This window comes from Enterococcus sp. JM9B (genome assembly GCF_009933265.1).
GTDB lineage: Bacteria > Bacillota > Bacilli > Lactobacillales > Enterococcaceae > Enterococcus_C > Enterococcus_C songbeiensis.
The window spans coordinates 36,820-60,170 of sequence record NZ_MAEK01000003.1 but is presented as its reverse complement, the minus strand read 5'-3'; the positions used below and the strand labels follow the sequence as shown (position 1 = coordinate 60,170).

The following is a 23,351-nucleotide window of genomic DNA, read 5'->3' as shown; positions in this document are numbered from 1 at the left end:
GGCGTGAAGCGAGGGGGATTATTTATCGGGTTGTTTCTGCTGGCTTTATCGGTTGTTTATCTGCAGCCTGTTTTCTTTCCCCAAAGTCCGTCAAAACCTCGACAATCGGTGACGACTTCAGTGGACGGGATTCCGACCACTATGAATTATGAACCCATTAAAGCACAGGGATATGCAACGTCGATTGGCATGACGGTGAAAGCCTTCAACCAACAATTTGGTACACCTATCAAATCCTATTCTTCGGGGTATGGGGAAACAGTCAGTCTCTATCCGACGCTGGAGGAAGAATATCTTGAAGTAAACAGCAAAAACGGAAAAATCACGATGGTCAAAACCACCGGTACAGCGGCAAAAAATCTAGAACCTTTTGCTATGGGGATGACCATGAGTGAGCTTTCTCAATTAACAATGATTTACCCTAATTTTTTATTGGAGTATCAAAAAGAATCGATTTCTTTGGAACTGATGGAAGAGGATATGAATTATCGCCCATTAATTGCTTTTGATAACGGCAGTTTCGCAGTTTTATTTTTTGATCAGGCAAATAGCAAATTATTTGCAGCCGCTTTTGTCGATGAAGAAACGTTGTTAAAGCTTGCTCCTTATCAAGTCGTTGATGGAAATCTGCCGAGTTTCGTGGAAGAAGCAGATGATTGGGCACCAATCGATCACGCAAAATCAGAAAATTCCTTCGTGCTGTTGAATCTTTTACGAGGAATGGATCAACTGCCGGAGTATCAGTCAGATTTTGACTTGCAACAGTCTTCAGAAAAACTTTTAAAAGACTTTTTAGAAACGCCACAGGAATTTCTTAATGAGGAACGATTGGCAATTTTTGAGGATGTAAAAGAAAAAAGAAATCTCCAACCCTTCTTTTTGAGTTCAGAGGAGTGGGGCAAAATACTGCAAGAACATAAAATCGAAAAAGCGCAAGGGGTTATGGAATTTCCCGTGTATGATCCAACCTTTCAGTTATTGACCTATTATAGTGATCCATATTTACATACCAAATTTTTCCGTGATGATTCTGAAGGAATAGCCGTTGCCATTTCAAAAGAAAATATGGTAGTCTTATTACAGGAACGAGAAACCAAGGTAGAGGAAAGTGAAGAACAATGATTTATGATGATCACTTTTTCAAAATAGAAGATCAGCTGACAGCAGTACTGGATATGGTGAAATCTTCTGCGGTTTTTGCGACTTATCGGCAGAAACGAGAAAACCTTTATAATGACTCTGCTGCTATGCAGTTAAAATCAGTCTTTGAGGCAAAAAAAAATCAGTTTGAGCAAATTGCTTCTTATGGAAATTTTGCACCTGATTATCGGGAAAAACAGAGATCGGTACGTAAAGCAAAACGAGCACTGGATTTAAATGAAACGGTGGCAGATTTTCGTTTGGCAGAAACTGATTTGCAAGAACTGTTAGATGAAATCGGTTTGACGATTGCGCAAACGATTTCTGATGAAATAAAAGTTGATGCCGGAAATCCGTTTTTTGAAACGGGCGGACACTCCGGTTGTGGAGGAAGTTGTCATGCAAGTTGATACAACAGCAAACTTTGAATTGATCAAACGACGAGGATTGGTGGTTTGGGTTTACAGTTTGCGACAATTAAAAAATTTAAAAAGACTGGGATTTGTGCATTATGTCTCCCGTAAAATGAAATATGTCGTGATTTATCTCAATGAAGAAAACTTTGGAGAAATGAAAGAAAAAATCGAACGATTACACTTTGTCCGTTCAGTTGAGCCTTCCTATCGTCCAGATATTGAAATGAATTTTGCTGACAAAATTGGAACAAGGGCTGCTTACCAAGCAGAGGATTATGACGAAGAAATCAATACAAAAATCCGCTTGGCTGAAAATGTTTGATAGAAAACGGGTTGGGGTCCATTGGTTTGGAAGCCAACCTTTTTTGTGTATAATTGAAGAAAAGTTTTTACTGGAGGAAAGCAGATGCGTGTAATTTCAGGAGAATTTCGCGGTCGCCGGCTGAAAAGTTTGGAAGGAGCCAATACGCGGCCAACGACTGATAAAATCAAAGAATCGATTTTCAATATGATTGGTCCATATTTTGATGGGGGAAACTGTTTGGATTTGTTTGCAGGAAGCGGCGGTTTGGCAATTGAAGCCATTTCTCGTGGGATGGAACAGGCAGTCTGTGTGGATCGCAGCTTTTCTGCGATGAAGGTCATCAAAGAAAATATTGCTTTGACGAAACAGGAAGAAAAATTTTATACCTTAAAAATGGAGGCAAAAGCAGCTATCAATGAGCTGCAAAAACAAGGACAGACGTTTGATTTGGTCTTTCTTGATCCGCCGTATGCCAAACAAGAAATCATCAAAGACATTGAAGGACTACTGGCAGGTGGGCTATTGAAAAAAAATGCCAGAATCGTTTGCGAAACAGCAAAAGAGGTTTCTTTACCAGAGCAAATCGGCCGCTTATCCGCCGTTCGCCGCCAAACCTATGGCATCACTGAAATCACGATTTATCGAGAAGAGGTCTAAAATGAAGAAAATTGCATTATTTCCCGGAAGTTTTGATCCGTTTACTAATGGTCATTTAGAAACCATTGAACGGGGCGCCAAACTTTTTGATGAACTGATCATCGGCATTTTTGTCAACACGAATAAAAAAAGTTTTTTTACATCAGAGGAACGAAAACGACTGATTGAAAAAAGCGTTGCTCACTTAGAAAATGTTCGAGTCATTGCTCAGGAAACAGAATTGACAGTTGTGACGGCAAAAAAATTAGGGGCCAACTTTTTATTGCGTGGGGTTCGAAGTGTGAAAGATTACGAATATGAAAAAGATATTCAGATGATGAACCACCATCTTGCACCAGAAATCGAAACGGTCTTTTTATTGGCCAGTCCGGAATACAGTCACGTTAGCTCCAGTCTTTTAAAAGAGGTTTTGCATTTTGGTGGCGATGTTCAAAAATATTTTCCACCAAATGTATACCAAGAAATTGTAAAGAAGCGTGATTCTAGTGAAAAATAAAGTATCGTTAAAACGACTCCTCCTGTTGTTGGCTGCCTTAATCCTTGCCGCCTGTGCAATTATTCCTACATCGTATTATGTGGAAGCGCCGGGAGCTACGATTGATTTGAAGGAATTGATTACTGTCAATGGTAAAGAAGACGAGGCATCTGGTTCCTTTTCCTTAACCTCAGTAGGAATTCGACAAGCCACAGTTTTTCGGATGATTAAAGCCAAGCTTACAGATTTTGAAGATTTGGTCAGTGAAAAGGAATTGCTTGGGGGAGCCACAGATGATGAGTACAATCGAATTCAAGCTTTTTATATGGAATCCTCACAAAATACTGCAATCGAACAGGCTTTAAAATTAGCAGACAAAGACTATACGATGAGCTATAAAGGTGTTTATGTATTGGGTGTCGAAAAAAATTCCGATTTTTACGGAAAAATTGGAATCGGTGATACGGTTACGGCAGCGGATGGTCAGTCGTTTAAAAGCAGTGAAGAATTTATGAAATATGTTCAAAATCAAAAAATCGGACAAAAAATGCAGGTTACCTATTTGCAGGATGGCAAAGAAAAAACAGCAGAAGGAAAACTGATGAAGTTACCCACGACTGGTAAACCAGGAATTGGTATCACGTTGACAGATCATACCGAAGTTTCCAGTCAGGAAAAAATCAACTTTGATTTAGACAATATCGGAGGGCCTTCCGCTGGCTTAATGTTCACTTTGGAAATTTATGAACAATTGACAGATAAAAATCTGCGACAAGGAAAAGAAATCGCCGGAACCGGCACCATCAGCACTACAGGAGAAGTTGGTCGTATTGGTGGGATTGATAAAAAAGTTGCCAGTGCCAGCAAGAGCGGTGCCGAAATCTTTTTTGCACCGGATGATGATGTATCAGATGAGCCAAAACTAAAATCAAACTATGAAGAAGCTAAAGCAGCGGCTAAAAAACTGAAGACAAAAATGAAAATCGTTCCAGTGAAAAATGTTCAGGATGCCTTGGATTATTTGGAATCTTTGGCTGACTAACTTTTTAGCGGAAAAAGACACGTGGACTGCAGAATATGCTATAATTTTTTTGAAGGAGAGTGAATCGTTTGGAAATCCAAAGACAAAAACCTGTCGTGGAAGCGTATCATTATGATCAACGTGTTCCTGACAAAGAATATCAAACTGAATTAAAGGTGGGCTTTGCCCCATTGGAAGCAAGTGAACCGAATTATCCTAAGACCAACAGTATTTTGGGTGCAAGATTGGAATTTCGTCTTGTGTTTGATGCCTTTATTCTTGCAGGAAGAGTAAGTCAAATCAATCATGTGATCAACCGTCAAATCAAAGCACAAGAAGATGTCACAAAAGCAGAAATCGATGAATTGGTCGCTCCTTTGTTTGATATCGTGAAGCGCTTGACCTACGAAGTAACGGAGATTACAACGGATGAACCGGGTATCAAATTGAATTTTAAATCAGAACCTGAAACGGAACAGTAGGGGGAAAGAAAAATGTTTAGTACAGAAATGCAGATTATGCTGTATGTAACAGATGTCGATGCTTCGGTAAAATTTTGGGAAGCCTTGGATTTTGTTGTTGTTGATCGCCAAGAAGTTGATGGAACAGCAGTAGTTGAAATTGCCTCTTCTGAAAATGCGCAAGCGCGGTTTGTGTTGTATGATCGAGAATTCATTATGCAGCATTCACCGGAAGTTGCTTCCAACACACCGTCAATTATGTTTTTTGCCAAAGACGTTCTTTCATTGTATAAAAAAATGCAGGGATTAGGTGTCACAGTAGGCGAAATGGTTCAACTCGAAGAACGATTAGTCTTTAACTTTGCTGACAATGATGAAAATTATTATGCTGTCAGTGAACTAAACTAAAAAATGAAAAAGGAGCTGTTCACAAGGAACGGGTCCTTTTTCATTTTTTAGAAAATCCTGCTTGGTCCGTTGCAATCGCACCAGTCGCTACGGCTTCTTTTAATTCTTTTGTCACACGTTGGAATGTCTGTTTTAGTCGATTCACGCAATTCCTCGCTTCCATTCTTCTTTTAGTATACCTGTTTATCAAGGAAAGAGAATGTTCCGCAATGATTTTTACTTTTTGTTAAGAACCGATAAAACTAAAAATGGGTAATTTTTTTACTATTTTTGCGAATTTGTTATACTAAAGAAAAAGAAAGAAGCGATGAAGATGAAACCTTACGTGTTTGCCATCAGCGATATTCATGGAGAATATGATTTATTTGTTAAAGAAGTGGCAAATTTTGACCCGACATTGCATCAGTTGGTGCTGATTGGGGATTTGAACGACCGAGGACCTCATTCTAAGGAGTGCTTCTTATTAGGGAAAGAACTGGTTGAAAAATATGGAGCCATTTATTTGCGGGGGAATCACGAAGAATATTTTTTGCAATTTTTGGTTCACCCAGAAGATTGGTTTCAAGCGTATCTTCGAAATGGTGGCAAAGAAACGATGGAAAGTCTGCTGCATAAAGGCGCCACGGAGGAATATTCTCCTACCGAGATTGCGATGATGATTCGCAGCCGCTACTCAGAATTAGTTGCTTTTTTAATCGAGCGTCCTTTGTATTATGAGTGGAAAAAGTATATTTTTGTACATGCCGGTGTCGATTTAACAAAAAAAGATTGGCATGATACCAGTGACCATGATTTTATTTGGATCAGGGAACCTTTTCATGAGGGAAAAAACAATACAGGGAAAACCATCGTCTTTGGTCATACAATTACACCAATGCTTCATGGCGATATGCAGACGACTGATTTGTGGCTATCAGATAATAAAATCGGCATTGATGGGGGAGCAGTTTTTGGCGGTTCCGTTCACGGTGTGGTATTTGATGAAAAAGGTATTCTGCAAGATATCGAGTATCAAAATCTGCGAGGACCTTGGCAACCGGATTTTTAATTTTTCCCATCAACAGGACATACCGAGAGGGTTTGAGTTGTAGATTTGACTGCTGCAACTCTTTTTTTGTGGTAAAATAACTCAGTAAAAGGAAAGGAATGTAGAAATAAAATGGCAGAGATGATGAATCAAGAAATCCTTCTTTTATTACAAAAAGAATTGACACAATATACGAAAGCACAGCAGACAAAGGTTTTGACTTTGCTGCATGAAGGCAACACGGTTCCTTTTATTGCACGCTATCGAAAAGAAGCAACCGGGAATCTTGATGAAGTTCAAATTCGTGAAATCGAAGAACGGTATAATTATTTAGAAACGATTGAAAAACGGAAAAAAGAAGTTCTGCGTTTGATTGATGAACAAGAAAAATTAACGCCGGAATTGACCCAAGCTATCACGCAGGCAACCAAGATGCAGCAAGTGGAGGATCTCTATCGTCCCTATAAACAAAAACGCCGAACCAAAGCAACGATTGCCAAAGAACGGGGTCTTGCACCGTTGGCAGAATGGCTACTGACATTTCCGTTAAAGGAAGATGTTTTTCAAAAAGCATTAGAATTCGTAGGCGAAAATGAAATCACTACTGGGGAGGAAGCTTTAGCCGGTGCCCATGAAATTTTGGCAGAACAATTTGGTGATGAAGCAAAATTCCGTACCTGGATTCGTTCGTTTACTTTTAATAAAGGAAGCTACACCAGCAGTGTGAAGGATCAGGAGAAGGATGAAAAAGGAGTTTATGAAATGTATTATGATTTTGCTGAGCCCATCAGTAAAATCGTTTCACATCGGATTTTAGCCACGAATCGAGGAGAGAAAGAAGATATTTTAAAAGTTTCGCTAGTCGTGGATGAGCAAACAATTTTTGACTATCTTCAACGGCAACTAATTAAAGATAGCCGTTCAGTGGCGACTCCTTTTGTTACAGAAGCCTATCAAGATGCGTATAAACGGTTTATCGGTCCAGCAATCGAGCGGGAAATTCGTAATGAATTGACGGAAAAAGCGGATGAGCAGGCAATTCATATTTTTGGTGAAAATTTGAGAAACTTGCTATTACAGTCACCTTTGAAGGGGAAAGTCGTGCTTGGTTTTGACCCTGCCTATCGAACTGGGTGCAAGTTGGCGGTTTTAGATGCCACAGGAAAAGTGTTGGCAATTGAAGTGATTTATCCTCATAAACCAGCCAATCAGGAAAAACGCAAAGCTGCCGGTCCTGCTTTTATTCGTTTGATTGAAAAATATCAGGTGGACATGGTTGCGATTGGAAATGGAACTGCCAGTCGTGAGTCTGAGCAGTTTGTCGCCGAGCAATTAAAAACAGTCTCTCGGGAAGTTTTTTACGTCATTGTAAATGAAGCCGGAGCCTCTGTTTATTCTGCCAGCGATATTGCTCGGGGAGAATTTCCTCATTTGCAGGTAGAAGAACGCAGCGCAATCAGTATTGGACGTCGATTGCAAGATCCGCTTGCTGAATTAGTGAAGATTGACCCCAAAGCGGTGGGTGTCGGGCAATATCAACATGATGTTTCACAAAAACGTTTGGCTGAACAATTGGATTTTGTTGTTGAAACAGCTGTTAACCAAGTAGGAGTAGATGTGAATACTGCCAGCCCACAGTTGTTGCAACACGTTTCCGGACTGAATAAAACGACTGCACAAAATATTTTCACCTATCGTGAAGAAAATGGGGCGTTCACTCAACGAACACAATTAAAAAAAGTTCCTCGCTTAGGACCAAAAGCCTTTGAACAAGCTATCGGATTTTTACGCATTCCAAATGGCAAAAATATTTTGGATAATACAGGCATTCACCCAGAAAGCTATGGGGTTGCCAAAGAAATTCTTGCTCTGCTGGATGTATCCCTTGGAGAATTAGGAACGGAAGCTGCTAAAGAACGGCTTTCAAAAGTATCGGTCAATGATTTGAATGGGAAAATTGATGCCGGTAAGGAAACCTTGAAGGATATTTTAGCGGCATTGTTGCAACCGGGACGGGATATGCGAGACGAAATGCCAGCACCATTGCTACGAAAAGATGTGTTGACGATGGAAGATCTGCAACCGGGAATGGAATTAAAAGGGACCGTTCGGAACGTAATTGATTTTGGTGCTTTTGTCGATATCGGTGTGAAGCAAGATGGACTGGTTCATATTTCCAAACTAAGCAATCAATTCGTGAAACATCCCAAAGATGTGGTTGCAGTGGGAGATATTGTTACGGTTTGGATTGAACAAGTAGATTTAAAAAAAGGACGCATCAGTTTGACGATGCTTGATCCTGGAAAATCAAAATGACCCAAGAAGAATTACAACAGTTAGTGGAAAAAATTTCCTTAGAAAGTTTCCATCGTCCGTTTCTTCATCGTGCGCTTTTTAACACTCGCTTGCGAACAACCGGCGGACGGTATCACTTGTCAGATCATCATTTAGATTTCAATGAAAAAATGTTTTTGTCAGCGGATAAGTCAGCTATCGTGGGAATCATCAAACATGAGTTGTGTCACTACCATTTGCATTTGCAAAATAAAGGGTATCGCCATAAAGATCAAGATTTTAAAAAATTATTGGCAGAAACCGGTGGCAGTCGTTATGCCCCAGCGACAGTTGGAAAACAGTTGACGTATCAGTGTCAACAATGCGGACAAAAGATAAAAAGACAGCGAAAAATCAATACCCAACGTTATGTTTGCGGCCGTTGTAGAGGAAAATTACAATTGCTACAAACAGATGTCCAGCCTTTAGAAAGTGTGTCGTGAGTTTGACGATTCATTAAATTCGGATAAACTCGTTGAAATTTTGGAGGATTTGTTAGATAATGATGGTCGTGTCAATGTATGAAAGAAGAATACTCTATCGAGCAGAGGCAAATCGAGAAAAGAGGATATAGAATAAATGAAAAACGATAAATTGTATCATTTTGTTGGAATCAAAGGTTCAGGCATGAGTTCTCTTGCATTGGTCCTTTTTGAAAAAGGCTATCGCGTACAAGGCTCCGATGTGGAAGAATATTTCTTTACACAAAGAGATTTAGAAAAAAATCATATCAAATTACTACCATTTAGTGCAGATAACATTCAAGAAGGCATGATTGTGATTGCCGGAAATGCTTTTCCTGATACCCACGAAGAAATTGTTCGGGCAAAAGAATTAGGTCTTGAAGTGATTCGTTATCATGATTTCATCGGGCGTTTCATTCAAGATTATACCAGTATCGCAGTCACCGGTTCCCACGGGAAAACCAGTACTACCGGTTTGTTGGCTCATGTGTTGAGTGGTGTTCGTCCAACCAGTTATTTGATTGGTGATGGAACTGGACACGGTGTACCGAATGCAGAATTTTTCTCGTTTGAAGCCTGTGAATATCGTCGGCATTTCTTAGCCTATGCACCTGATTATGCAATTATGACGAATATCGATTTTGATCATCCTGATTATTTCAAGAGTATTGAGGATGTATACTCCGCATTTCAAACGATGGCTAGCCAAGTGAAAAAAGGTATTTTCGCTTTTGGTGATGATCCATATCTGCGGAAATTGGAAGCAGATGTGCCTATTTATTACTATGGGGTTAATGAAAACGACGACATTCAAGCGCGAAATATCCAACGGACAACAAAAGGATCAGAGTTTGATGTTTACATCCAAGACAAATTTATCGGACATTTTGAATTGCCGGCTTTTGGACAACACAATATTTTCAATGCACTAGGTGTAATTGGTATCTCTTATTTGGAAGGAATTGATATGCAAGAGGTTGCAGATGAAATGCTTTCTTTCCAAGGTGTTAAGCGCCGGTTCAGTGAAAAAAAAGTTGCTGATATGACCATTGTAGACGATTATGCGCATCATCCTGCTGAAATTAAAGCAACGATCGACGGTGCTCGTCAAAAATACCCAGACAAAGAAATCATTGCCGTTTTCCAACCCCATACCTTCACACGAACGATTGCTTTAATGGATGAATTCGCAGAAGCCTTGGATTTAGCTGACCATGTTTATTTATGTGACATTTTTGGCTCTGCACGGGAAACGAAAGGCAATGTCAAGATTGAAGATTTAGGAGACAAAATCCAAAAAGGCGGACAAGTAATCAAAGAGGAAAATGTTTCGCCCCTACTTGACTATGAAAATGCAGTAGTTATTTTTATGGGTGCCGGTGACGTTCAAAAATTTGAATATGCTTATGAAAAATTATTGAGCAACACGACACGGAATGTTCTGTAATTTTTAATGATAAAAACCACTTAGAAAAATTTCTAGGTGGTTTTTTTACAACCGTCATTGGCTATGGCCAGTGAGGGGCGTCGAATGAAACGAAAGTCCCCTTTGATTTATTATGGAAGAAACCTTCGAAAAGTCTTGCTGTATTTGTTGAAATTGGGGTGTCTGGATAAATTTGCCACAATTAAATTCTTTTATTTTTTCACTAATGGTCGTGTATTGAAACAAAAAAATCAGGGATATCTTTTGATTCCTTAATTTCTATCGCAAAAACTTGCACTTTTGGCGGGTTCTGATAGAATTAGATTATTAAAAATGGTAGTTGGAGGAACGACATTTTGCAGATAAACAAACCGAAAAAACTTGGGAAGACCATCGAAGAAATCGAGGAGGGTGATTCGTTATCCTTAACAGAATCGCTAGAGGATAATCAGTTGCTTTTATATTTAGGGTTAACGAATGATTCGAATCCTTTATATATACAGCATGATTTTGCTTCTCATACTGAGTATCAACGTCCGATCGTACCATCTGTTATGTTGATGGGTATCATCACTAGTGCAATCTCAAAACATTTACCTGGTCCGGGTTCTCACGTGGTGAACTTTTCCGTGAATTTCATTGAACCAGTCTATCATTATGAAACCTTAACTTTTGAATTTGAAGTTATCAAGGTAGATAAAATGAAAGATGTTGTGACGATTTCAGTAGAAGCTACGAATACAGAAGAAAATCGGGTATTAGATGCTGTCGTTATGGTACAGCCGCCAATTTTACAAGAAAGTAGTGAAGAAAATGAATAATATGAACCATTCAGTTGCCGAAGCAAGTGGGTTGAACCGCTTCTATTCGAAAGTATATTTGTTTTTTGCTGCGGGACTTGGTCTTAGCAGTGTTGCTTCTTATTTATGTTCTACCGTGTTTCAATATGAAACGTTGAACTTTGTCAACAATTTTCCATTAGGTTTTATGGGTCTATGGATTATTCAAATGATTTTAGTTGTGGTCTTAGGAAGAAAGGCGAAAAAGAATCCTTCCTTGACGATTGCCGGTTACATTGTTTTTTCTCTGTTAATGGGAATCACATTATCCATTACTTTGATGACCTACAATGTCGGAACGATCGTTCAAGCATTTGCTGCCGCAGCGGTTACGTTTACCGGTGCCGCATTGATTGGAATCTTCATTAAAAAAGATTTAAGCGTTGTTGGTCGCGTGGCTATTATTGGTGTTTGGGGAATCATCGGGGTTTCCTTGATGAATGGTTTCTTTTTCCATAGTGCTGGTGCAGATTTCTTGCTGTCAATCATGACGGTAATCATTTTTGCTGGATTAACAGCCTACGACAATCAAATGATTCGCAGATTTTACAGTGAAACACAAGGCGAGAATACTGGTGTTGCTGCCTTTGTAGCGTTGCAACTATATCTTGATTTTATGAACATGTTTTTGGCGTTGGTCCGTATTTTCGGAAGAAACGACTAACCCTCAATACACTTAACAGACAAAAGGACAAAATCGACTTTGATTTTGTTCTTTTTTTTCACGCAGAAATTGGGATTATCAGCTCAAAACAATGCAATCAAAGGATATCTTTGTTAGAATAAAGAAGAACTTTTTTAGAAGAGGAGCTAACAAAAATGGCTAAAAAGAAACTCTTATTAGTAGATGGAAACAGCGTGGCTTTTCGCGCGTTTTTTGCCTTGCACAATTCATTGGAACGTTTTACAAATAACAATGGGTTACATACAAATGCAATCTATGCCTTCAATACAATGTTTGAAAATGTTATGTCAAAAGAAAAACCGACACACGTATTGGTAGCATTTGATGCGGGCAAGACAACCTTTCGAACCGAAATCTATCCGGAATACAAAGCGGGACGATCAAAAACACCAGGGGAATTTCGGGAACAAATGCCTTATATTCGAGAACTGATCAGTGGATTAGGGGTACAGCATTATGAATTGGAAAATTATGAAGCAGACGATATTATTGGCACATTGGCAACCCAAGTAGACAAGAATGAATTTGATGTGGTCATTTTATCAGGAGATCGGGATTTGACCCAATTAGCAACAAACGATATCAAAGTTGCCATTACTGTCAAAGGTGTCAGTGAAATCGAAAACTATACACCAGAACATATCGCAGAAAAATATGATGGATTAGAACCGAAACAAATCATCGATATGAAGGGGTTAGCCGGTGATACCGCAGATAATATCCCCGGAGTGACGAAAATCGGTGAAAAAACTGCGATTAAATTGTTGAAGGAATACGGATCAGTTGAAGGTGTTTATGAAAATATCGACAGCTTGAAAAAAAGCAAAATGAAAGAAAATCTGATCAATGATCAGGAGCAGGCCTTTTTGTCAAAACGTTTGGCAACCATTAATGTCAACGCCCCGGTCGATGTTTCGATTGATTCGTTGGAATATCACGGAAAAGATTTAGATAAGTTGGTTCCTTTTTTCAAGGAAATGAATTTTAAATCTTTCTTAGATAAGCTGAATGTTGTTGATACGCATGAAATGGAAGATATTCATTTTAATGTCGTTGATCAATTTACCGAGGACATGTTTGCTGAAGATATGGCACTTTATGTTGAAATGTTGGGAGAAAACTACCATTTAGAAGATATCGTTGGTGTTGCTTGGGGATCAAAAAAACAAATTTATGTCACTAGTAACGAAGAAATTTTTGAAAATCCTTTTTTCAAAAAATGGTTACTGGCAGAAAATCAAAAGAAAGTCTATGATGCAAAACGGACGTATGTGGCATTAAAGCGCTATGTGACCCGTCCACAAGGAATCACTTTTGATGTCTTGTTGGCCGCCTATCTTTTAGATACCAATGACAATAACAATGATATCGCTGGTGTAGCAGCCCATTATGACTATACCGATATTCAATCAGATGAAACAGTTTATGGAAAGGGTGCAAAAAAAGGACTACCGGAAGAGGAAGAACTTTTCTATGCCCATTTATCTCGGAAGGTCAAAGCAATTCATTGGTTGAGTGAAAAATTAGACCAGGAATTGACAGAAAAAAATCAGAGTGAGTTGTTCTATCAAATGGAATTGCCTCTTTCAAAAATTTTGGCAGAAATGGAAATTGCTGGAATCAAAGTGGATGCTACTCGTCTGCATACAATGAAAGGTGAATTTTCTCGTCGTCTACAGGAAATTGAAGAAAAAATCTATCAGGAAGCAGGAACAACCTTCAATATTAATTCGCCGAAACAATTAGGCGTGATTCTTTTTGAAAATATGGGCTTGCCAGTTATCAAGAAAACAAAAACCGGCTATTCTACAGCGGTGGATGTACTGGAACAATTGCGAGAACAAGCACCAATTGTAGAGGACATTTTAAATTACCGTCAAATCGCCAAAATCCAGTCTACCTATGTGGAAGGCTTGCTGAAAGTGATTCAAGGCGACGAGAAAATTCATACCCGCTATGTGCAAACTTTGACTCAGACGGGGCGATTAAGTTCTGTAGATCCTAATTTGCAAAATATCCCGATTCGTTTAGAAGAAGGACGGAAGATTCGCCAAGCGTTTGTCCCTCGAAAAAAAGACTGGTTGATTTATTCTTCCGATTATTCACAAATCGAGTTGCGGGTATTGGCGCATATTTCCGATGACACTCATTTAAAAGAAGCGTTTATTGAAGGACAGGATATTCATGCCAGTACCGCGATGCGGGTTTTTGGGATCGAAAAAGCCGAAGACGTGACACCAAATATGCGACGTCAAGCCAAAGCTGTCAATTTTGGGATTGTTTATGGAATTTCTGATTATGGACTTTCACAAAATCTGGGAATTTCTCGAAAAGAAGCGCAACAATACATCGATACGTATTTTGAAAAATATCCTGGTGTGAAACAATACATGGAAGATATCGTTCGTGATGCAAAAGACAAGGGCTTTGTTGAAACCCTTTATCATCGCCGTCGATATCTGCCGGATATCAATGCTCGGAATTTTAATCTGCGCTCTTTTGCTGAACGGACTGCCATTAATACACCAATCCAAGGCAGTGCTGCCGATATTTTAAAAATTGCGATGATCGAATTAGATAAGCGAATGAAAAAAGAAAAACTTGAAGCAGTTATGCTGTTGCAAGTACACGATGAATTGGTATTTGAAGTACCGGAGACCGAGTTGGAGACTCTTGATCAGCTAGTCAAGGAAGTCATGGAGTCAGCAGTTGCGTTGAGTGTGCCGCTGATTACCGATAGCAGTTGGGGTACCACTTGGTACGATGCAAAATAGAAGGTGAAGAAAGTTGCCAGAATTACCAGAAGTAGAAACAGTTAGAAAAGGCTTAGTTCATTTAGTTAAAGGAAAAAGAATCGATAATGTAGACGTTCGTTGGACCAAAATCATCGAAGCCCCGGAAGTTCCCACGTTTCAAGAGCTAGTAAAGGGGCAGACGATTGAAGATATTCAGCGTCGCGGCAAATATTTGATTTTTAAATTAACAGATTTTGATTTGATTTCCCATTTACGGATGGAAGGAAAGTATGAATTTTTTGAATCGAATCCGATTGTGGATAAGCACACCCATGTGATTTTTCATTTTTCAGACGGAACACAATTACACTATCATGATGTTCGTAAATTTGGACGTATGGCGCTGGTGGGGAAAAATCAAAGCGAAACTTATAAAGGAATTCTACGATTAGGACCAGAACCTTTACCGGAAACGTTCACGTTGGCAGGTTTTACAGAACAACTAAAAAAATCCCATAAAGCGATCAAACCATTACTTTTGGATCAGCGATTGGTTACCGGTTTGGGAAATATTTATGTCGATGAAGCTTTGTGGCAAGCTAAAATCCATCCTGAACAGCCAGCAAATACATTGACGGATAAAGAAGTAAAAAAGTTGCGACAAGCAATCATTGAAGTTTTATCCAAAGCAGTTGCTGCTGGGGGCACAACGATTCGAACTTACTTGAACGCACTAGGGGAAGCAGGGAAATTTCAGCTTTCATTAAACGTTTATGGTCAAACTGGTAAGCCTTGTCCTCGATGTGGCACCCCAATCGTAAAGTTAAAAGTCGCTCAACGGGGTACGCATATTTGTCCAACCTGTCAGAAATTGAAGGTGTAGAAATGAAAAAAATTCTTGGTGTTACCGGTGGAATCGCCACTGGTAAAAGCACGGTAGTTGATATTTTTCGCGCCCATGGTTTTCCTATCATTGATGGTGATCTAATTGCACGGGAGGTCGTGGTTCCTAATAGTCCTGGTTTAGCAGCAATCGTCGGAGCCTTTGGGAAGGAAATTCTTACTGAAGAAGGAACCTTGGATCGTAAAAAACTTGGAAGAATCGTTTTTCAAGAGGAAGCAAAATTAAACTTGTTGAATCAGGTATTAAATCCATTTATTCGCTCGGAAATTTTACGGCAATTACAGGAGGCGGAGGCACCCTTAGTTATCGCTGATATTCCGCTATTATTTGAAGGGTATTACGATCAATATGTGGATCAGGTCGCTGTTGTTTATCTTCCCGAGTCCTTGCAGGTCCAGCGTTTGATGGAACGGGATAACTTCTCTCAAGAGAGCGCTATGCAGCGTATCCGCAGTCAAATGCCTATCGACGAAAAAAGAAATCGGGCAGATATCGTATTTGATAATCAAGGAACTCGACAACAAACAAAAAAAATCGTTGAGGATTGGTTGAGGCAAAATCAATTCATTTGAGTCATTTCGTCAGTTTCGTTCAAAAATTTTGTTCATTTTACTGAATTTTGTTACACTTTAGATAGGAACAAAAGGAGGAAGGACGCATGGGAACGATCAAAGATGAAAAAGATAAATTGGTAGGCGGCGCAAAGGAAAAATTTGGCGAATTAACAAAGAATGAAGAACTTTCAGAAGAAGGAAAAAGTCAAAAAGAAGATGCCGAAAAAAATCTTGAGCAGCGAAAAAAAAGAATTGAAGAACTTGAAAATCTTCATGATGAAAAACAAGCGAACATTCAGGATGGTACCAAAGATCAAGTGGGTCGTGACCTGAAAGAACACGCTGTCCCAACGGAGGAAGACTTGAAAAATAAAGATCGTTTGGAAGAAGAACGCTTGAAACATTATACCGGAATTGAGGAAAAACTCTAAGTTTATCGAAAATCTTATTAGTCATTGACTAGTAAGATTTTTTTTTAATCTGTCCAAAAAAATTGGTAAAAACTAAAAATTCTATCAAATCGATTGATTTCTGTGAAATTTCAAGTCAAACTCCCACCGTTGAAAGGATTTCATGTTATAATTAACCAAGAAATAAGTCGATAAATTGTAGACTTTAGCTAAAAATTTAAAGAATAATGAGGTGGAATCATGCGTTGTCCAAAATGTCACCATAACAGCTCCCGTGTTATTGATAGTCGTCAAACAGATGAAGGGCGAACCATTCGCCGCCGTAGAGAATGTGAAAACTGCGGGTTCCGTTTCACGACTTTTGAACGAATTGAAGCAGCACCCCTTTTAGTGATTAAGAAAAATGGCGAACGGGAAGAATTCAGCCGAGATAAAATTTTACGTGGATTGATCCGTTCGGCGGAAAAACGTCCAGTTGCAATGGAACAAATGGAAGAAATCGTCGACCATGTGGAAAATCGCGTCCGGAGTTTGGGCGTTAATGAAGTATCAACTAACTTGATTGGCGAATATGTCATGGAGGATCTCGTTGATGTGGACGAAATCGCCTATATTCGCTTTGCAAGTGTTTACCGTCAGTTTAAAGATATGTCTGTTTTTCTTAAGGAGTTACAGGATATCGTTGAAAAAGCGAAAGCTTCTGACCACAAAGAGGAGTAATTAAAGGAGGACTTTTTTTGGAAAGTGCCTGGTATGAAGTTCAGCCGAAAAATATTTATCAAGCAAAAAAAGCCTTGCCGCTGACACAAGACGGAGAAAAATCATTGGTTTATTTATACCAGCCAATCATCGGCGGCGATGCCATGAGTTTGTATTTTTGTCTGTTGGGGGATGCAACGGAAGAACAAGAATTGACTCATTTAGATTTGCTGAATGGCATGGATGTTGGTCTACCGCGTTTTTTTCAAGCAAGAAAGCAACTTGAAGGTATTGGTTTGTTGCGAAGCTATCAAAAAGACGATTCAGAATTTGGTAAGATGCTGTTGTATGAATTGTTTGAGCCCTTACATCCGCAAGCGTTTTTCAGAGAACAGTTAACGGCATTTTTATTGCTAAGCAAGGTGGGAGAACAGAAGTTTCAACAACTTATCCGTCGTTTCCGCCCAAAAATGATTTCTACAGAGGGCTACCAAGAAGTAACGCAGAAATTTACAGAGGTCTATTCTTGGACGGAAGCCGAATTTGGAAGACAGGAAACTACTTTGGATCATGTATCTGGAACATTTTCTACTTCAAATGAAAATCTGCCGCAACTTGATTCTTCCAAATTGGATTGGGCATTTTTGTTGGATTTATCTGAAAAAAAATTTATTGCTTCAGAGGCATTTACAAATGAATTAAAACAAAAATTGACCTTGTACCATGATTTATATGGCTATAATGAACTAAAATTAAGTGAATTACTGGGGCAGGCGGTTTCTCTTTCTGATGGGTCGATAAATGAAAAGACCCTAGAAAAGGCAGTTCTTGAAGATGCTCAGATTATTTATGCCAAAAATGCCACACCCATTGATCCTGAAAGCACGCCGCAAGTTCGTCGAATGAATACATTGAAGCAACAAGGCTATTCTGACAAGGACTTGGAGATGATCCAACAAAGTGAAGAATTAGCGCCAATGGAATACTTGACTGCTATCAAACAAGCAAAAAAAAGTTTTGTCGCAAAAAATGAAGAATGGCTGGTGCAGGATTTGATGCAAAAATCGCCTTTGCCAAATAGTGTGATTAATATTTTGATCAATTATTTGTTGGTTGTTCAAAATAAAAGTGCGCTGATTCCAGCGTTGGCGAATCAAATTGCGACGGATTGGTCTGAAAAAGGCATTCGTTCCCCAGAAGATGCTATCAAGCATGTGCGGGAACTTGCGAAAAATAAATTACAGAAAAAAGCAACCCCGGCTTATTCTCGTCAAGGACAAACAGTCAAAAAACGGGAAGAAATGCCGGATTGGTCTGCAAAAGCTACGGCGAGCGATCCAAAACGAAAAGCCGAGATCGATCGAATGATGAAAGAGTACTTCGATGATGGAGAAGGTGAAAACTAATGGAAGATGTTGGAAAAAATATCGATAAAATGCTGAATCGACGAAATTATCGTTCGCAATACAGCGAAATGATGGATTCTGTCCTGAAAGATCCCGATGTTACCGCATTTTTATCCGAGCATAAGGATAAATTGACCCCAGAAGATATTGAAAAAAGTTACGCAAAAATTTATGAATTCGTTCAAGAAAAACGAAAATTTGAAGTTAACGATCCCACAATGATTGCTCCCGGTTACGAGCCGCAGTTGACTCTGAATTTTCATTTTGTTGATGTGACTTATGTGCCGACACAAGCCTTGATTGAGCGGAGAAAAATAGAAGAAATCAAAAATCGCATCAGTACGATCGATATTCCTAAAGATATTCGGGATGCAACGATGAAAAGTTTCGATAAAACGGTGGAACGGGAAGAGGCGCTTTTTGAGACAATGCGCTTCATCCGCAGTTACGAAGAAAATCCGAAAACCTTTCATAAGGGGCTGTATTTAGCGGGAGACTTTGGTGTTGGTAAAACGTATTTGTTGGGAGCAATGGCAAATGAGCTGGCCAAACGGGGCTTCACGTCCACGTTGGTTCATTTTCCGACCTTTACCTCACAAATTAAAAGTGCGATTGCCGATAATACAGTCAATGAAAAACTTGATCGAGTCAAAAAAGCCAATGTATTGATCTTAGATGATGTTGGGGCAGATTCAATGACCTCTTGGACGAGGGATGAAGTCTTTGGGGTGATTTTGCAATATCGCATGCAAGAACAACTCCCAACCTTTTTTACCTCCAACTTAACAATGGAGGGCTTGGAAAAACACCTGAGCATCACAAAAAATGCAGATGAGCCGCTGAAAGCCAAACGAATCATGGAACGTATTCGCTATTTGACAAAAGAAATCATCATGTTGGGAAATAATCGCCGAAATGGCTAGGAAAAGGAGCCTGTTATGAAGACCCCTATTTTTCTTTTATGCACTTTATTTTTATTAGCTGCCTGCACTGAGCAAAAGCAAGCAGCGCCTAGTACTGCTGAAACGCAACAAACAACACAATCAACAACTACCAGCACACAAGAAGGAGAAACGATGAAGACCCATTTCACTGGAAAAATCGTTGAGGAAATCGAGGAAAATTCTGCGGATCAGACGGTTCGAATTTTTTTGAAAGAGCTGGAAGCCATCAGTGACCCGGAAACTATTTTACCGAATTTTCAAGAGGGAGTTATTTTGCACGTGCCGGAAGAAAAAATGCCAGATGCGAAAAAGGGAAGCACTGTGGACGTCGTGTTACAAGGAATACCAATCATGACGATGTCGATTCCACCACAGATTCCCGGAAATTCCATTGAGCAAGTCACCATTCGTCAATAATAGATTCAGAAAAACTGAGGATTGCCCAAAAGGTAGCCTCAGTTTTTTTATCGTTGACTGATTTTTTCTTCTTTTCAATGTTATAATAAAAATGTTTAATAGAAATGAAGTACCTAGAGATAAAGGAGGTCTATATGAACGAGCAAACACTATCCTTACGCTTACAGCGAGTGGGTGCAGCAGTACCTCTCGGAGCTCGTTTAGCAGATATTGGCTCAGATCATGCCTATCTGCCGGTGGCGCTGATGCTGAAAGATAAGATTTCTTTTGCTGTGGCGGGAGAAGTCGTCAAAGGGCCTTATGAATCGGCACATAAGCAAGTACTAAAAAATGGCCTGTCAGAAAAAATCATCGTCCGTTTGGCGGATGGTTTAGCTGCAATCCAGCCAGAAGATCAGATAACGGCGATTACTATCGCTGGTATGGGAGGAACTTTGATCCGTTCGATTCTTGAAAATGGTTTTATTTCCCAGCAGCTTTCTGGAAAGGAACGTCTGATTTTACAACCGAATGTTGGGGAACCGGGGTTACGATTTTGGCTGATGAAAAATAAGTACCAGATCATTCATGAGGAAATCATTGAAGAACATCAAAAAATCTATGAATTGATCGTGGCTGAAAAAGCAGTAGCAGAACCAACTTATAGTGAACAAGAAATTTTCTTTGGTCCTTTTTTACTTAAAGAAAAAAACAGTGTCTTTCAAAAAAAATGGCAGCGAGAAATGCAGCAAAGAAAACGGGTCTTGACTCAGTTGAAGCAGGCAGAAGAATTACCAAAAGAAAAAATTCAGGAAATTACACAGCAACTACAATGGATTCAGGAGGTTTTGGAGCAATGAGCGTTTGGGGAACGACCTTTATCCAACGATTTGAAGAGTATTGCCCATTATGGCTGGCTGAATCGGGAGATCCGGTAGGTTTGCATTTGGGAACCTTGGAAAAACCGGTTCAACGCGTGATGATGACCCTTGATGTGCGTCCAGAAGTGGTCGCAGAAGCCATCGAAAAAAAAGTGGATCTGCTGATTGCCAAGCATCCACCAATTTTTCGACCAATCAAACGCTTGACCACCGATGATCCTCAGCAAAAAATGTATATTGATTTAGTAAAAAATGATATTGCCGTTTATGCAGCACATACCAATATGGATATCATTTGGGGTGGTTTGAATGATTGGTTCTGTGAAATGTTAGCCATTGATGTGGAGGACTTTATGACGCAGACCCATCAAGTTCCGTTTAAGAAATTAGCGGTCTATGTACCGACAGAAAATGCTGCTGCAATGCGACAAGCTCTTGGTGATGCCGGCGCTGGTAAACAGGGCAATTATCATCACACCAGTTATTCGATGACTGGTACAGGACGTTTTACTCCTACTGCTGAGGCGCATCCGGCAATTGGTCAGGCAAATCAAGAAGAGGAAGTTCAGGAAACACGAATCGAAGTTATTTTTCCTGAAACAAAAGAAGCTGCTGTTTTGCAGGCGATGTATATCGTTCATCCTTACGAGGAACCGGCTTTTGATATCCTACCTTTAAACAATCTGCCAATGACCTATGGAATCGGTCGGGTGGGGATGCTGGAGAAGCCTTTGACGATCAACGAATTGTGTGAACGAGTAAAAGATGTTTTTGAATTAGAAGGCTTGCGCTTGATTACCGCTGATCCAAATAAAACGGTTCAACGAATTGCGATTTGTGGTGGCAGTGGAGAAAAGTTTTATGAAGATGCACTGAAAAAACACGCCGATGTGTATATTACTGGTGATGTTACGTATCATATTGCCCACGACATGCAAGCAAAGGGATTGACGGTCATTGATCCAGGGCATAATATTGAACGTGTATGCATTCCCAAATTTATAGAAAAAATGAATGAATGGAAAGCGGAGGAGCAATGGACCATCGAATGTATTCCATCGATGACAAATACGAATCCCTTCCAATTTCGATAGGAGAGAAAAAATGTACGAAAACTTATTACCTCGTTTTTTACGGTATGTAAAAACAGAAACGCGTTCTGACGCAACCAGCGGTAAAACACCGTCAACACAGACACAGGTGGATTTTGCCCAAGTGTTGAAAAAAGAATTGGAAGACCTAGGTCTGCAAGAGGTTGTTTATAATGAAGCAAATGGCTATGTCATTGCAACCTTGCCAAGCAACACAGAGAAAAAAGTTCCAACGATCGGTTTCATTTCTCATATGGATACAGCAGATTTTAATGCGAAAAATGTGAATCCGCAAATCATTGAAAATTACGATGGCGAATCAACGATCCAATTGGATGAAGAAGGAAAATTCACTTTGAATGTTCAAGATTTTCCTAATTTGCGTAACTATCGTGGAGAAACATTGATTACGACAGACGGCACGACTTTATTGGGCTCTGATGACAAATCTGGAATTGCAGAAATCATGACCGCAATGGAAATTCTACTTAAAAATCCTGAAATTAAGCACGGGGCAATTAAAGTTGCCTTTGGACCAGACGAAGAAATCGGTGTTGGTGCAGATAAATTTGATGTAGAGCAATTTGGTGCAGACTATGCCTATACGATGGATGGTGGTCCAGTTGGTGAATTACAATTTGAAACCTTCAATGCTGCACAAGCAGAAATCACCATTCAAGGAAAAAATGTTCATCCCGGAACGGCAAAAAATACGATGATCAATGCACTGCAATTGGCTATTGATTTTCAAAATCTACTGCCGGCAGAAGAGGTACCGGAAAAAACCGAAGGATACCAAGGTTTTTACCATCTGATGTTTTTAGAAGGAACACCCGAAGAAGCAAAAATGAGCTATATTATTCGGGATCACGATCGTACTAGCTTCGAAGCCCGGAAAAATAAATTACTAGAAATTCAAACGAAACTGAATGAAGCTTTCGATCAAGAACGAATTTCTATTCATATGTATGATCAATACTATAATATGCGGGAAATCATCGAAAAAGATATGAGTATTGTGGAAATCGCCAAACAAGCCATGATTGATTTGGGAATTAAACCAATCATTGAACCTGTTCGTGGTGGAACCGATGGATCAAAAATTTCTCAATTGGGTACACCAACACCAAATATTTTTGCTGGTGGCGAAAATATGCACGGACGATTTGAATTTGTCAGTTTACAATCGATGGAAAAAGCGACAGATGTCATCGTGAAAATTGCTGAATTGAATGCAAAGTAATGAATGAATAAAGAGCTAAACGAGCCCGGCTTTCTAAAAAGTTTAATGGGCCGTTTGGTTCTTTTTTTTAAAGCATCTTTTTTAACTCAAAGAATCTTTGCAACTCTTTAAATTTTACGGTATCCTGTAATGAGGAATTGGAGGAAACGAAGAACCTATGAATGAATTTTTACGGGCACCACTTTACTTATATTTTATTTTGATCAATCTTTATGTTTTTTTCCTAATGGGCTACGATAAGCATCGAGCAAGAAAACAACAATGGCGTATTCCGGAATCAAATTTGTTATTTATGGGCGTTGTTGGTGGCGGATTAGGCGGATTGTTGGCGCAGCATATTTTTCACCACAAAACCTTAAAGCGAAAATTCACCATTTGCTTTATTATTGGGATTTTGGTGGATGTCGCGTTGGCAATATACGTTTTGTAGG

The 23,351-nt window shown here is 39.4% G+C and carries 27 protein-coding genes; all 27 read left to right on the top strand.

All coding sequences use genetic code 11. The features are described from left to right. The first annotated feature begins 3 nt into the window (after window positions 1-3). The gene (locus BAU16_RS00670; RefSeq protein WP_137605295.1) at window positions 4-1,122 is read left to right on the top strand and encodes a CAP-associated domain-containing protein; all 1,119 of its coding nucleotides are present in this window, start codon (window positions 4-6) and stop codon (window positions 1,120-1,122) included. Then, window positions 1,119-1,550, top strand: coding sequence for a YlbF family regulator (locus tag BAU16_RS00665; RefSeq protein WP_137605296.1), 432 nt, complete (start codon window positions 1,119-1,121; stop codon window positions 1,548-1,550). The genes BAU16_RS00670 and BAU16_RS00665 overlap by 4 nt, the downstream gene beginning before the upstream one ends. After that, window positions 1,540-1,878: a YlbG family protein gene (locus BAU16_RS00660; protein ID WP_048605101.1), complete on the top strand. Its 339-nt coding sequence runs from the start codon at window positions 1,540-1,542 to the stop codon at window positions 1,876-1,878. Before BAU16_RS00665 ends, BAU16_RS00660 begins: the two co-directional genes overlap by 11 nt. An 84-nt stretch (window positions 1,879-1,962) precedes the next feature. Beyond that, window positions 1,963-2,517 (top strand): 16S rRNA (guanine(966)-N(2))-methyltransferase RsmD, encoded by a 555-nt coding sequence (gene rsmD / locus BAU16_RS00655; RefSeq protein ID WP_137605297.1) that lies wholly within the window; start codon window positions 1,963-1,965, stop codon window positions 2,515-2,517. A 1-nt stretch (window position 2,518) separates the two neighbouring features. After that, window positions 2,519-3,013 carry a pantetheine-phosphate adenylyltransferase gene (gene coaD, locus BAU16_RS00650; RefSeq protein ID WP_048605103.1) on the top strand — a complete coding sequence of 165 codons (495 nt, stop codon included), beginning with the start codon at window positions 2,519-2,521 and terminating at the stop codon, window positions 3,011-3,013. Further along, entirely contained in the window at window positions 3,003-4,034 is a 1,032-nt protein-coding gene (locus BAU16_RS00645; RefSeq protein WP_048605104.1) for a SepM family pheromone-processing serine protease, read from the top strand. Before coaD ends, BAU16_RS00645 begins: the two co-directional genes overlap by 11 nt. Before the next feature lie 68 nt (window positions 4,035-4,102). Continuing rightward, window positions 4,103-4,495: a DUF1149 family protein gene (locus tag BAU16_RS00640; RefSeq protein WP_048605105.1), complete on the top strand. Its 393-nt coding sequence runs from the start codon at window positions 4,103-4,105 to the stop codon at window positions 4,493-4,495. Between the two features lie 12 nt (window positions 4,496-4,507). Further along, a complete protein-coding gene (locus BAU16_RS00635) occupies window positions 4,508-4,882 on the top strand; it encodes a VOC family protein (protein ID WP_048605106.1) in 375 nt (124 codons plus the stop codon). Window positions 4,883-5,195: 313 nt separating this feature from the next. Next, window positions 5,196-5,930 carry a metallophosphoesterase gene (locus BAU16_RS00630; protein WP_048605107.1) on the top strand — a complete coding sequence of 245 codons (735 nt, stop codon included), beginning with the start codon at window positions 5,196-5,198 and terminating at the stop codon, window positions 5,928-5,930. Window positions 5,931-6,041: 111 nt separating this feature from the next. After that, window positions 6,042-8,225 carry a Tex family protein gene (locus BAU16_RS00625; RefSeq protein WP_137605299.1) on the top strand — a complete coding sequence of 728 codons (2,184 nt, stop codon included), beginning with the start codon at window positions 6,042-6,044 and terminating at the stop codon, window positions 8,223-8,225. Further along, complete coding sequence (locus BAU16_RS00620) at window positions 8,222-8,686, top strand: SprT family protein (RefSeq protein ID WP_137605300.1); 465 nt, start codon at window positions 8,222-8,224, stop codon at window positions 8,684-8,686. The genes BAU16_RS00625 and BAU16_RS00620 overlap by 4 nt, the downstream gene beginning before the upstream one ends. Before the next feature lie 136 nt (window positions 8,687-8,822). Next, window positions 8,823-10,154 (top strand): UDP-N-acetylmuramate--L-alanine ligase, encoded by a 1,332-nt coding sequence (gene murC / locus BAU16_RS00615; protein ID WP_137605301.1) that lies wholly within the window; start codon window positions 8,823-8,825, stop codon window positions 10,152-10,154. An 84-nt stretch (window positions 10,155-10,238) separates the two neighbouring features. Beyond that, window positions 10,239-10,409: a hypothetical protein gene (locus BAU16_RS00610; RefSeq protein WP_161526181.1), complete on the top strand. Its 171-nt coding sequence runs from the start codon at window positions 10,239-10,241 to the stop codon at window positions 10,407-10,409. A gap of 80 nt (window positions 10,410-10,489) precedes the next feature. Beyond that, window positions 10,490-10,954: a MaoC family dehydratase gene (locus BAU16_RS00605; protein WP_048605112.1), complete on the top strand. Its 465-nt coding sequence runs from the start codon at window positions 10,490-10,492 to the stop codon at window positions 10,952-10,954. Then, the gene (locus BAU16_RS00600; RefSeq protein WP_137605905.1) at window positions 10,947-11,636 is read left to right on the top strand and encodes a Bax inhibitor-1/YccA family protein; all 690 of its coding nucleotides are present in this window, start codon (window positions 10,947-10,949) and stop codon (window positions 11,634-11,636) included. The genes BAU16_RS00605 and BAU16_RS00600 overlap by 8 nt, the downstream gene beginning before the upstream one ends. Before the next feature lie 155 nt (window positions 11,637-11,791). Beyond that, a complete protein-coding gene (gene polA, locus BAU16_RS00595; RefSeq protein ID WP_137605906.1) occupies window positions 11,792-14,431 on the top strand; it encodes a DNA polymerase I in 2,640 nt (879 codons plus the stop codon). A 13-nt stretch (window positions 14,432-14,444) separates the two neighbouring features. After that, on the top strand, window positions 14,445-15,275 hold the full coding sequence (gene mutM / locus BAU16_RS00590; protein WP_048605115.1) for a DNA-formamidopyrimidine glycosylase: 831 nt from the start codon (window positions 14,445-14,447) through the stop codon (window positions 15,273-15,275). Between the two features lie 2 nt (window positions 15,276-15,277). Continuing rightward, window positions 15,278-15,868 carry a dephospho-CoA kinase gene (gene coaE / locus BAU16_RS00585; RefSeq protein WP_137605907.1) on the top strand — a complete coding sequence of 197 codons (591 nt, stop codon included), beginning with the start codon at window positions 15,278-15,280 and terminating at the stop codon, window positions 15,866-15,868. An 86-nt stretch (window positions 15,869-15,954) separates the two neighbouring features. Beyond that, window positions 15,955-16,281, top strand: a complete 327-nt coding sequence (locus BAU16_RS00580; RefSeq protein ID WP_161526180.1) for a CsbD family protein — start codon at window positions 15,955-15,957, stop codon at window positions 16,279-16,281. 219 nt (window positions 16,282-16,500) lie between these two features. Then, window positions 16,501-16,980, top strand: a complete 480-nt coding sequence (nrdR, locus tag BAU16_RS00575; RefSeq protein WP_048605118.1) for a transcriptional regulator NrdR — start codon at window positions 16,501-16,503, stop codon at window positions 16,978-16,980. Between the two features lie 17 nt (window positions 16,981-16,997). After that, window positions 16,998-18,365 (top strand): replication initiation and membrane attachment family protein, encoded by a 1,368-nt coding sequence (locus BAU16_RS00570; RefSeq protein ID WP_161526179.1) that lies wholly within the window; start codon window positions 16,998-17,000, stop codon window positions 18,363-18,365. Then, window positions 18,365-19,288 (top strand): primosomal protein DnaI, encoded by a 924-nt coding sequence (dnaI, locus tag BAU16_RS00565; protein ID WP_048605120.1) that lies wholly within the window; start codon window positions 18,365-18,367, stop codon window positions 19,286-19,288. The genes BAU16_RS00570 and dnaI overlap by 1 nt, the downstream gene beginning before the upstream one ends. Before the next feature lie 15 nt (window positions 19,289-19,303). Beyond that, entirely contained in the window at window positions 19,304-19,726 is a 423-nt protein-coding gene (locus BAU16_RS00560; protein WP_048605121.1) for a hypothetical protein, read from the top strand. Between the two features lie 134 nt (window positions 19,727-19,860). Next, complete coding sequence (locus tag BAU16_RS00555; protein WP_161526178.1) at window positions 19,861-20,565, top strand: tRNA (adenine(22)-N(1))-methyltransferase; 705 nt, start codon at window positions 19,861-19,863, stop codon at window positions 20,563-20,565. Further along, a complete protein-coding gene (locus BAU16_RS00550; protein ID WP_337248002.1) occupies window positions 20,562-21,680 on the top strand; it encodes a Nif3-like dinuclear metal center hexameric protein in 1,119 nt (372 codons plus the stop codon). The genes BAU16_RS00555 and BAU16_RS00550 overlap by 4 nt, the downstream gene beginning before the upstream one ends. 10 nt (window positions 21,681-21,690) lie before the next feature. Continuing rightward, complete coding sequence (pepT, locus tag BAU16_RS00545; protein ID WP_137605910.1) at window positions 21,691-22,920, top strand: peptidase T; 1,230 nt, start codon at window positions 21,691-21,693, stop codon at window positions 22,918-22,920. A 157-nt stretch (window positions 22,921-23,077) separates the two neighbouring features. Further along, window positions 23,078-23,350 carry a DUF1294 domain-containing protein gene (locus BAU16_RS00540; RefSeq protein WP_048605125.1) on the top strand — a complete coding sequence of 91 codons (273 nt, stop codon included), beginning with the start codon at window positions 23,078-23,080 and terminating at the stop codon, window positions 23,348-23,350. Window position 23,351: the final 1 nt, after the last annotated feature.